The organism is Acinetobacter sp. NyZ410, from assembly GCF_022828975.1.
GTDB lineage: Bacteria > Pseudomonadota > Gammaproteobacteria > Pseudomonadales > Moraxellaceae > Acinetobacter > Acinetobacter guillouiae.
Genome location: NZ_CP094620.1, coordinates 4,475,213 through 4,487,829 on the forward strand (window position 1 = coordinate 4,475,213; position 12,617 = coordinate 4,487,829).

The 12,617-nt window shown below is 40.3% G+C and carries 6 protein-coding genes; 2 read left to right on the forward strand and 4 right to left on the reverse strand.

Going from position 1 to position 12,617, the window contains the following annotated elements; genetic code table 11:
- Positions 1 to 6 precede the first annotated feature (6 nt).
- Positions 7 to 276 (reverse strand): 30S ribosomal protein S15, encoded by a 270-nt coding sequence (gene rpsO, locus MTO68_RS21210; protein WP_004725514.1) that lies wholly within the window; start codon positions 274 to 276, stop codon positions 7 to 9.
- A gap of 269 nt (positions 277 to 545) precedes the next feature.
- Between rpsO and MTO68_RS21215 the strand changes: the two genes are divergently transcribed.
- Complete coding sequence (locus MTO68_RS21215; protein WP_004725512.1) at positions 546 to 1,844, forward strand: serine hydrolase domain-containing protein; 1,299 nt, start codon at positions 546 to 548, stop codon at positions 1,842 to 1,844.
- Positions 1,845 to 2,478: 634 nt separating this feature from the next.
- On the opposite strand, the gene recD is transcribed toward MTO68_RS21215, so the two are convergent.
- The 3 genes from recD to MTO68_RS21230 form a co-directional block, all read right to left on the reverse strand.
- On the reverse strand, positions 2,479 to 4,254 hold the full coding sequence (gene recD, locus MTO68_RS21220; RefSeq protein ID WP_244014245.1) for an exodeoxyribonuclease V subunit alpha: 1,776 nt from the start codon (positions 4,252 to 4,254) through the stop codon (positions 2,479 to 2,481).
- A gap of 96 nt (positions 4,255 to 4,350) precedes the next feature.
- Positions 4,351 to 8,139, reverse strand: a complete 3,789-nt coding sequence (locus MTO68_RS21225; RefSeq protein WP_244014246.1) for a UvrD-helicase domain-containing protein — start codon at positions 8,137 to 8,139, stop codon at positions 4,351 to 4,353.
- A 2-nt stretch (positions 8,140 to 8,141) separates the two neighbouring features.
- Positions 8,142 to 11,921, reverse strand: coding sequence for an exodeoxyribonuclease V subunit gamma (locus MTO68_RS21230; RefSeq protein WP_244014248.1), 3,780 nt, complete (start codon positions 11,919 to 11,921; stop codon positions 8,142 to 8,144).
- Positions 11,922 to 12,105: 184 nt separating this feature from the next.
- On the opposite strand from MTO68_RS21230, the gene MTO68_RS21235 reads away from it, so the two are divergent.
- On the forward strand, positions 12,106 to 12,612 hold the full coding sequence (locus tag MTO68_RS21235) for a hypothetical protein (protein WP_244014250.1): 507 nt from the start codon (positions 12,106 to 12,108) through the stop codon (positions 12,610 to 12,612).
- The last annotated feature ends 5 nt before the right edge of the window (positions 12,613 to 12,617 follow it).

Consider the following 12,617-nt stretch of genomic DNA (forward strand, 5'->3'; position numbering starts at 1 on the left):
ATCGAATTAACGACGTAAACCTAAAGCAGCAATCAAATCGCTGTAACGAGTAGCATCTTTACCTTTAAGATAGTCAAGAAGCTTACGACGTTGGTTAACCATACGGATCAAACCACGACGGCTATGATGGTCGTGTTTGTGTTCTTTAAAGTGACCTTGCAAATCATTGATTTGAGCAGTCAATAAAGCAACTTGTACTTCAGGTGAACCAGTGTCATTTTCAGCACGAGCGAATTTTGCAACGATCTCTGCGCGATCTGCGTTTGTTAAAGCCATTCGATTTCTCCGAGATGCTTAATTTAAATATTTGATACAAATCAAATTGATTCTTCAAAATCAATTTAACTGCCGTGCATCACTACAGCAGTCGCCTATTTTAAAGGAAGTGGGGTGAGATTGCAAAAATATCGTACAACCATATCCCATAAGGCTTAATTACAAAACTATTGCATTTTTTTTACAAATCGCATGGCAATTGGGACACTGACATCATGCTCAACTCAGTTCACACTGCCGTGGAATAAAAATAATCATGGAAAAAGATTGTGAAATTGTTTTCAACCAATACCTGCTATGTACCCAAGGACTTAAGCAGTATCACGCAGCGCAAAAATGAAGTTTCTCCAGAACTGGGAGGGATGACCCAACAACAAATTGAAAAGATTTGGCAAAGTATTGAAAACCTGTATCAAACAGGCAACCACCCCCTGATCACCATGTGCTTAAGACGCAAAGGTGAGATTATTCTCAATCGTAGTCTGGGTTATGCATCTGGTAATTCTGCCGATGGTCTGGCTTCAGATGCAGTACTTGCCAATCCAGACACCCCGATTTGTCTATTTTCAGCATCAAAAATAATTACAGCAATGTTGATTCACATGTTAGATGAAACAGGTGCAATCAATCTATTAGATCCGATCAGTTATTACATTCCTGAATATGCACAAAATGGCAAACGCCGTGCCACAATTTTCCATTTATTGTCCCACCGTGGTGGAATTCCACGGATAGAAATGGAAGTCACCCCAGAACTGCTTTTTGACAAAGATCAAATTTTACAACACCTTTACGCTGCACAACCCATTTCACCTGCTGGTACGCATTTGGCTTATCACGCTGTTACTGCAGGCTATATTTTAGGTGAATTGATTGAACGGGTAACAGGACAAGATATTCGTCAGTTTTTACATGAACATATTGAAAAACCGATGGATATGCAATTTTTCAACTATGGCTTAAAACCAGAATATAGAGATCAAGTTGCTTTAAATTACCCGACTGGTGTACACCCTAAACTCGGTACAGACTTATATTTAAACCATGTGCTCGGTGGTGGCTTACAGCTTGCTGTCGATGTGACCAATGATCCACGTTTTATGGATACGGTATGCCCTGCGGGCAATATTTACACCAGTGCTGAACAAGCCAATCGCTTCTTTGAGATGTTATTGAATGGCGGTCAATATAATGGCAAGCAAATCATGAGTCCTGAAACGGTATTTCGTGCAACTTTGCCCACCTCAACCACCAACATCGACCGAACCTTACTTGCACCGATGCGCTATGCTTTGGGGCCTATGCTCGGCAGTAACCCAGTGGGTATATTTGGGCCAATGACGGGGCAAGCTTTTGGGCATTTAGGCTTTTCCAACATTCTCTGCTGGGCTGATCCAGAGCGTGATATTAGTGTCAGTATTTTAAATACAGGTAAAGCTGTGGTTGGAACACATATTCCTGCTCTGGCGCAAACGCTTTATCAAATTTCTAGCCAGTGTCCTAAGATCCCTAAAACACAACGTCGAGCATTATTTGGCACAGATCGAACAGAAACCGAATTGGTTTAAATTGTCGGTTTAAACAGCGGTTTTGGTTTAAACGCAACAGATAAAATATGAAAAAGCCCTAAGATTACTCTTAGGGCTTTTCCTTTGCGCTGTAGTTTCTTGTTTAGTTATTGTGCTTATCTTATTTATAGTATTTGCTTGTACCCTAAGCAGTTTTTGTTTTTGTACATGACACTCATTTCACAACCATGTGACCAATTATGTCCTTATGTGACTTATTATGCCTGTGACAGACTTTGAACAGAAGTCGCATTTACCGCAAGATTATGTGAGAAATAACGTACATAGAGGCAATGGTTGTAGCGTTTTAAAAAACCTACTAAATTTAAATAATTTGATTCTCTTTGAAGTAAAAAATTCAGAATTTAATTTCAATAAAAAAGCCCTGTAGTCTCTCCCAAAACTACAAGGCTTAGCGGCTGTAAGTTTCCTCTTATCACTTACTTTCATGTAAGTTCGCAGTCTCACGACTTTAAATTGTTATTATTTTGCGATTTTACTCAACGATCCTTGCTGAGTTCTTTATGGCTTCATCATCTCAAAAAGTAACAAGAAGCTCTATGCGCAAATCTCTCGAATTCATGTAAGCAATTTCGTACATAGAGATAAACTATCAATAAAAACTACAAAATAACTATGCCGTGTTAATCATGCTAACCAATCCACTCATTCTGGTTGTGGCAGTGTCTAAAGCGTGGATAAATGCTTGTCGATCGACCAGTAAACTCACCACTGATTTGGCCCGTGTGATGGCGGTATAAATCAACTCTTGGCTCAACAAGCGTGTTGCTGCAACATCCAAAACCACGGCGGTATGGGTGAATTCTGAGCCCTGAGATTTATGAATGGTTAAAACAAAAGCGGTTTGCATCGATTTAGGCAAACGCGTTGCAGCAATCCATTTGTCTAAACTGGGGAAATAGACTTCAAATTGATCAGCATGCTGGCGATGTTTTAGACAAATTCCAATATCTCCATTGGAAAGACCAAGTTGATAATCGTTATAGCTCATCATCACAGGACGCCCAACATACCAGTCACCATAACGAGCCAATGTTGGAAGATATTCAAATAATGCTTTTTCCATTTCATGGTTTAAGCTATTCAATCCCAATGCACCATGCCGAACAGCCGTTAAAATACGATAGAGGTCAAATGCTTGTGTCACCGCTTCAATCTGATGATGAGGCTCTTCGGCCATCAGATAGCTGTTTAAACTTTGAAAATAAGCTTGAAAACCTAAACTGAGTTTTTGGTAATACTGGATTAGATCTGCTGGCAAAATCTTTTCAGGCAGATATTCAAGCTGAATCACATCTTGCATATTTGCTTTGAGTTCAACTGGTTTAAGCGCACTCGCCTCAACAATCTCTTGCTCAAAATTCGCCAATAATTCTGCACGGTCTATACTTTGATTTTTCTGTGATTGAATAAACTGCGCCATTTTTCCAATTAAGGCACCGTCTTTAAAACGCTGACTGGTCTGTAGATTGACCCGATTGTGCTGTAATGATTGTACATTCTGTAAATCTGCCAACACCGAACCGACATCCACAGAAGCCAACTGATTGGCATCGCCCAAAAGGATTAAACGGCAATGTTCAGGAATCGCCTCAAACAACATCGTGGCTAAATTTAAATCTAGCATTGATGCTTCATCAACCACGATCACATCATAAGGCAATGACTGTCGCAGATTAAAACGAGGAATATGCTGATTTCCCAAACCCAATAACCGATGTAAGGTCATGGGATTAAATTGATGTTGGTTCAGTCCAAAACTGTGTAGTTTTGGATCACTCAATGATTTTTGTAGTGCTTCCCCCATTCTCTGTGCGGCTTTGCCTGTGGGCGCAGCCATTGCAATGCGAATATCTGGAATGGTTTGCTGCAATACTGCAATGATTCTGGCCAAGGTATAAGTTTTACCTGTACCTGGTCCGCCGGTAATAATATTAAAAGCATTGCCTGCCACCATAGTTAAGGCAGCTTTTTGATGTGGATCGGTGAGAAGCTGATCAAATGCAACAACATCAACAGGTTGAATCTTCTGCTGTTTTAACCGTGCCACTTGTATCGCTAAACGGCGCTCAAGTTGCCAATAACGGTATAGATAAATCAAGCCATGCTGTTGCACAAATGGTGCAACCACTGTTTCAGCTAAACTATGTTCTACAATATCAAGTTCTTCAATATCATGCGTTACAATCAATGGCTTTAATAAGGCGATGTTTTGCGCCTCTGCGGAGATACAGCTATCCCCTTGTGTGGTCGCCAATAAAATTTCTTGTACTAATTCAAGTGTCTGTTCATCTAATCCTGAAGCTGTGGAATACTGCGCTAAAATGTATTTAGTCCATGTCTCAATCCATTGCGGGACTTGGCTTTCTAAATCCTGTTTATTTTCCACACGGTTATCCTCAGAGTTATCTACAAGGTTTTCAACAGAGTTATCCACAGAATAACTTATTGTTTGCAAAGATGTTCAAGCAACTATTCACACGATTCAACTGGATTTATCCTCAGTAAAATAGCCCAATATGGCATCAAGTCTTAAAATAAATTCCGTCGTGGGTCGCCAGAAGTAGTAACCTTGTCCACTTTGACCATTCATACCACGTAAATACAAATAGGTTGCGCCTCCCAGATCACGATCAATTTGATAATCTTCCAGCTGGATTTTCAAATAACGATGCAATGCTACCAAATACAAAGATGCCTGTAGCCAATAGCTGGCATGCGACATGCTGTCCTGAACAGCTTCAAATGAATAACTTTGCTGATCTACACCCAAAAAATTACTTTTATAATCGGCGATATGATATTGCTGACCATCAAAAAACACCAAATCAATTGACCCATTTAAATAACGTGCTGAATTGGCATCTTTAAACTCAGGCATTGCAATGGCATGCTCATCAAACAATTGATGTATACGTTTAATTGCCAAAACTCGATCTGAAAGGGCCAGATAAAATGGAAACTCAGCTAAATGCTCATGTGGTTCAAGTTGCCCCATTTTAAAATGACTGAGAATCGGAGTCGATAAAACATCCTGTAGCCACTCAGCCATCCAATCAATCAGCGTCTCTTCTACAGCCTGTTCTGTTTGAGAAATGCCCTCACTCGAATTGTCGTTGAGAAACGCTTGCTGATATTTTTCCAGTAACTCCGTCCATAAACTTGAATAATCATTTTTAAAGCGACGACGTATTTCCAAACGCCAATAATGCGTATCTTTAAAATCAATATGCTCAAAAATTTCATGTAGGAAATTTCCTGCAATTGTACCCATTGGGAAATTGGCTTTGATCCATGCAAGTGGTTGACTAGGAACCACATCTGTAATGATTTCAACAATGGGTTGTTGAATTTCATCTTCTGCTCGATCCTGTTTTTGTTCAGAAACGGCCAAAGCATCCTGAATTTGTTGCCGAGTTAAATGCTGAGCCAAAGCACTAAAACTGGTTTTACCCCGCGGATAAAAACGTTGAGTAGGAAAGGCTTGTGCAAGTAAAGGCAATTGAACATCGCTCTTAGCCTTTTCTAAACGTGGTGGGCGTTCGGTCAATAAAGCTTGCATGGCAGTTCCAGCATGCTGAAACGTATTTTCGCCTTGACCGCGCCAAAATGCCAGTCCTGTTGTAGATTTTTCCTTTACATCACTCAGCATTGCATACACCCGATAACTGGCGCGGGTCAATGCCACATACCACAACCGGTGATGTTCTGCTAAAGCGCGCTCATTGTGCTGCTCAATGTCTTTTTTATCGAGTAGATTGACATCATTGATCGCCACCACACGCTGTTGTTCATTCTGTCCTGTTCGTACATTCAGCTGTTCAACCGTCGAGAAATTCAGCGTTTTATTGATCTCTTTAAAGTCTTTATCAGCGCCCAATAAAAACACAAACTTAAATTCAAGCCCTTTGGATTGGTGAATGGTCATCAATTGAACCCCTGCCTCATTGGACAGTTTCCGTTCCATCTCCCACTCTCTCTCCATCGGTGAAGTCAGTTGTTTTAAATACCAATGATAAAGATTTTGTGCACCTTGATAGTTTTCACTGTGCTGGCTCAATAACTCTGTTAAATGACGTAAATTCACCACCACACGTTCATTGTCACGACTGTGTTTTTCCACCAATTTTGTCCAGACAGAAAATTGGTTAAGCAGATATTGCCAAGCCGTTAAAAACCCTTGATTGAGCCACATCTCACGAATCTGATCGAACAGTTCAATATAGACACTCAAACCATCGGCATGCTGTTCCAAGGCAATCAACGCTTTTAAATCAAAGCCGATCAGGCGGCTTAACAAAGCCCGTTTTACTTTGGCTTCTTGATAAGGATGCAAAATTGCAGCAAGCACAGCCCCAACATCACCTGCAATCTGACTTTCAAAAACACTTTTTTTCGAGGGTCGACTGGTTCGAATCCCTAAAAATTCCAACGCGGATTGTGCTTTATCTAAGCCATCATGGTTTTTGGAGAGGATGGCGATATCATTTTCATCTACTGCACGATGCACTGATTTTTCAATAAAATATAAACTGCCTTGAATCCCCTGATTGAGTAGCTCACGAATTTTCCATGCCACTTGTTCAGCTTCTTGATTTTTATCTTCAAGCTTGATCCACCTTAAAGGCTGTGGATTGACATGACCTTGATCCAGTAAATCGGGATGCGGACGAGGACCTGCTTGTACTGGGGTATACCAGACCTGTTCACCAAAATCCATCTGGCGTTGAAATAAGGCATCAACCACTTCAACCAAAGGCTTGACTGAACGATGATTAAAAATCAGATTATATTCATGCCCTGCTTTACCAAACACATCCTGATGCGCTTTTAAAAAGGTCAACATGTCCCCACCACGGAAACCATAAATCGCCTGTTTACGGTCTCCGACCATGATCATACAACCCTGTTTGACACGATTGGGATGCCGCCAAATTTGTGCCAACATATCATCTTGATCTTGGTTGGTGTCCTGAAATTCATCGACCAGAATCAGTGGATAACGCGCATGTACAAAGGTCGCAAAACGCTGGCCTTGTTCACCTTGCAAAGCCTCTGCAAGGGTACGAATTTGTTGTGCAAAGGTGGTTTCACCCTTTTGCTGTAACACTTGAGGTAAACGTGTTTTAACTTCTTTTGCCAAATAGTATTTTAAGAACGTATTGGTTCCAAGCAGTTGATTTTCATATATCTCAATCTGCGCATAAATACTGAGTAATTGTTGAATAAGCGTGTGTTGATAAAAATCGGATTGTACATTTTCAGGTGCGGCTTTTTTAAAAATTTGCTGCTCCCGAATCACCTTCATCAAGGTTGCAAAGTCGGACTTTTCAACACTCAGCTTTGAACTTAGATAATGCTTATAGTCATGCTGTTGTAGGGTTTGAATAATTCGCGGCAAGCTCTTGGCAAAAATACGATTCAATCGATCATTTCTAAATTTTGTCCCATTCGCAAATTTATAAAACTCACCATCCAATAAATAATAACTTTGCAAAGTCTGCAATTGATCCAGTTGAATCTTGGCAAGCTGTTCAATTGCCTGTTGGAATAGCTGAACATCTGCATTGGAAAATTTAGGCTCAATAAAATTTGCCGAGGCAAAATTTAAGCTTTGTTCCACCGTTGCAACATAATAATCGACACCATGTAACTCGCCCGCAAACATCAAGCTATCCACAATATCTTGGGGCTGTTTTTGAATCCATGCACGAAGTACATCATGAATCAATTGCTGGCTATAACTTTTTGCATCATCAGTAATTTCAGCCCGCTCAATTTTGCCACTTTCAAAAGCAAACTCACGCAGTAATTTCTGACTAAAACTGTCTAAAGTCCCGACAAAAAGTTCATCCAGTTGATCAATCACCAATTTCAAGCGTTCACAGGCATACGCAATCCGTGAGGCAAACATCTTTAACACTTTAGAAAATAATGGATCTGACTCTTGGGCTGCTTTGGTCAAGACTTGCGCTTCGGTTAATTCACGACATGAGTCAAAATAGCGGTATGTTTCCTGTAATCGTAAGCGAATACGTGTTTTTAATTCTGCCGCAGCTTTACGGGTAAATGTGGTTGCAATGACTTGGCTCGGTAAGTATTTTTCTAAAAAAATCCGCACCATCAAGCTTGAGAGCGTATAGGTTTTGCCTGTACCTGCAGAAGCTTCGATCCAGTGCAATCCGGCAAATTGCATATCTTCAATCGGCTGAATCGAAACTTTTTTGGCTGTGCCGTTTTGTGCTGCTGGTAACTGTGAATTTACGGAAGTCATGTTTATTCCTCCGCAACAAATTGATGCTGATAAATCGGCTGATACAACGCATAGCCGAAATGATCACAGGCATGTTTTAACAATGCGGTCGCATCTTGTTCTTGCAAAATAAATTGCCAATCCCGATGCTTTTTACTCCATTCCATTTCAGTCAAATCATAAGGTAGAAACGCATCGCTTTTATTCCATTCATTTAAAAGATCTGCAAAGTTATCGATCAACATGCTTTCCACATGATGTTGTGTATCCGCATTTAAACCATGTTCATTTAAACCATGTTCAGCTAAGCCACCTTCAACAGTCCCGAGTGACCATTGCAACTGCTTATTATTTTCAGCGGGCTTTAATAACAAAGCAGCAGGCAGAACCAAAGGTTCCGATTGGGCATAGGCAAATACTTTAAACCACGGCAATAAATATGCTTTCGCCTGTTCTGAACTTAACCCCGTACTGATGATCGTGACATCACTAAATACCGCAATACGTTGTAGTGTTTTAGACTTTTCAGCATCGACATTTAAATAGCTTAACCAAAGTAAATATTCCAACCAAACTTTGGCACGACGTTTAGCACGACCGCTTGACGCATCCAAACTCACCCAATGCTGCCCTGCTTGCTGAGGTACTGTGATATTCATAACCAAACCAGCGTCAATTCGCCATTGCCGTTGCGTTGTCACCGTCACATCAGCAGCATAACGCTGTAACCGCTCTTTTAAACTGTCTTGCTCCGCCAAACTGATTTGCCATGCGCTATGCTGAACCTTACCAATCGGTAATTGATTTTGCAGTAATCCAATCTCTTGAGACCAAGAGTCTTCAGCAGAATGAGTCGATTGTTTCTGCAAGAAATCTCGAATCTGATAACGTGCCAAACCATCCAGAATTAAGGGTTCGTTCATTGCGGGAATATCTTCTGCGCGCAGATTCTCTACGCCTAAAGTTTTTAAATATAACTGTGCTGGGAAAGTGACATCTTGAATCCACTGTCGCGCATCCAAAACAGTGAGCTCTTCTTGAACAACAGGATATTGTGTATTTGCCCAAGCCTCACGTTTAGCAAGCATTTCCGCTTGACGGATGTGTTGTGCAACATTGAACCATTGATCTTGAAAACGAAGCGGTGTTGTTGACTCAAAACCATTTGGATCAAAAGGTTGTAAGCTGTGAATGTGATATAAAGACTGTAAATGTTCAGGGACTTGAATCCCCTTCAGCTCAATCATCTGATCAACAGGACTGATATCTTTATTGTCCCTAGATAATGCCGTTTCAGATTGGGCAATCAGGGCAATATGGTTGATCAATTCCTGTAACACGCTGGATGGCTCACGAACTTCACCATCACTCACATCAAAGCCATTATAGAATAACCATAGATTTTCCTGCGCCAATAACAAAGCATCGAGGAAAGCGCCTTGATCATCATCTAGGCGGGAGCGATCCCCCAACTGCGGCTTGAGAATTTGCATCAAATCAAAGGGTAAATGCACATTTCGATCTGGAAATTTACCCCCATCCAAATTTAACAGGACGATCAACTTATAAGGCAAAGGACGAATCTGGCCAATTTGGCTAAAGGTAATCTGCCCTGTCGGTAAAGCCTGATCGATTTGACCTTCTAATAAATTTTGAATTTCATTCAATAGATAGGGTAAAGGTAAATAAATATTTTTAAGAATAGGTTGCGCTTGTTCATCATAAAAACTGGCTAAAGTCAGCATACGCTCTTGTTTTTTGACAATTTCACGTACGACTTGTAACGACTCAACACCAGCTTGTTCAAACTCAATAATGTCTTGCATCAGCAGTTTTAACCACGCCTCAACATTGCATTTTAACGTGGTATTTTTCCCCAACTCATGCGCAACCATCCAGTCACGGCGCACATCAAAATCTTGATAAATCTGAATCAGTTTAGCCACTAACTCAAAATCACTTTGCAAAATTTGGGCATAGCTTAGGGTATTTTCAAAAATCGTATGCTCTGGAATCGCAATACCTAAAGCCAAACGATCAAGAGCAAATTTAAAACTAAAACGGAAATCTTCATCATCCTGACTTAAAGATCGTCGTAAATGTTGTGCATCTAGACCACGTTTAAACCCAGCATTGATCAATAGCTCAATCATTCTTTCTGTATTTGAAATATCCAGACCATAACGTAATTGCGTGGCATTTAAACTTAACCAATCTGCAAAATCCTCAACGCTAAAACGACCTTCAACCAATTGAATCCGGCCTAAAACAGCACGCCAAGCATTATTGGCATCCAGTTGCGTTACACCAGCAATCTTCACTGGCAAATAAATACTGTCTTGGTTTGGTGTATGCGGAAATACACTGCGAATAAGCGGTTCAATTTGTTTTAAATCTGGCACTAACACCAAAACATCACTTGGGCGATGTGGTTGTTCAGTAGTGCTTTTCATCAGCCAAGCAACCAACTGGTCTTTTAACACTTCAAGCTGTCGTAAAGACGAATGACACACATGGATTTGAATTGAGTCATCCGTTTGGGCAATTGGATAAGCATGCGGTTCAGGCTCAACCAAATACAGAATATCTGATTGTAATTTACTTAATAAATGAATCGGTTCTTCATCGACAAAGGCATCCACCCATTGTCCTTCTTCACCTGAAGACAGATTAGACAAGATCGAAAAGTGATCACGGGCTTGTTTACCAAAACGGGTTAATAATGGATGTCGTGATTCACGAATTTCTGCATTAAAATTCAAAGTAAATTCATCAAAAAACTTATGAATATCTGCATCGGTCGCTTTGGGATATTTACTGACAAAACGCGCCTTTACCCGCAAATCATATTGTTTTTTCCAGTTTGGATCGACACTGTCAGCCCAATATTCTTGTGATGGGTTGTAATGTAAAATCACCACATCCAAATATTGTCCCAGTCGTCTTAAAAACTGTAATTGACTTGGTGGTAAATCCAATAAAGTAAAGATAATCAGCTGGCTGGGTAATTTCTTTAAGGCTTGAGGGCGTTGTAGATCATCATCCATGATTTGCCAAAAATCATGATCAATACTTTGCATTTCAATAAAATCTTCATGAAATGTATGTTGCCACAACCAACGTTGCCAAGTTTCCAGCTCTTGTGCTTGATTTAAAGTAAATGCTGAAATTTGTTGATTGGTTTTAAAAAACTGCTGTTCTAGGTTAAGTGCTTGACCACGTCCCCACTGCCCTAGCCAATTGCTTGGGCAACTACATGCCTGTCCATTGTTCTGTTGGCAACCGCGTTGACAGTCCCCACGATACAACATGTAGTGACTGAACAATTTTGACACTTGTTCAGAGACCCAATACAACATACTTTGTTTTTTGAGTTGCTTCTCTAAACCCTGTTCCAGTTGCGAGGCTGCATCATAAATACGTTGGATAATGCCATGCAAAGGATGATCTTGGGCTAAGCTATTTTCATCCTGCTCAATAAAACTTTTTAACGTTTGATAAATTCGCCACTTCATAATCAAACGCGGAATATTGGCTTTACGGACTTTGTCTTTGTCGTCTAAAACTTGCTGATAAGCAAACCACTGAAAACCACGAATACGTTGATGAAATTGACTGTTGGCACTGATGCCTTGTTGTTCAGCAATACGTTGGCTCAACCATTCTTGTACCGCAGGGCTTGGGACAATAAAATGTTGTGTTTGCAAGACTGCAAAAGGATTCTTGGATGGCCGAATGGTATTTTGCAAAAGCCCTTGCACCAAGACATCAATGCGTTGGCTTTGAATCACATGAATGGCCATAATTCCTCAACTTTCAATCTTCTATTGTCTACGTTTATGCACAAAACATAAACATTCGCCACTATACAACAACACCATACTATGGCATTTTTAAAACATTATTTGGAAATAACTTCACAATTTCAAGCTTAAACATGCGTTTTCAAAAATATGAGAAAAAGCTTGAAACAAAGGTAATTGTTTTATGAAAATTGATAAACTTCCAGACGCAATCGATCCAAGCTTAAACCTAGAACAAATTCGTGATGAATGCTTGGAGCAAGTAAAAAAGCGCTCTTACGTCTCTGCTGGTGTCGCAGTAATTCCTGTTCCGTTTTTAGATGTGGTGATTGATGTCGGGATGCTGTCGCTTCTGATTCCTGAAATCAATGCCCGCTTTGGTTTAGCACCAGATCAAATCAGTGTTTATGATCCTGCAACCAAGAAAATTCATTGGAATGAATTACGCAAACGTGGTTTTGAGTTTTCAGGTTTAGTGGTTGCGCGTACTGCGGTAAAGGCATCATTAAATAATATGGCGGCTAAAATCATTACCAAACAAGTGACCAAATTTATCCCACTGGGTGGCTCAATCATTGCAGCAAGTTTAGGCTATATTGTGATGAAAAAAGTTGCTGAAGCGCATGTAGATGAATGTTATAAATTAGCCAAAAATATTCAAACTAAACAAACGCAAAAGTTAGTCAGCTAAGCGCT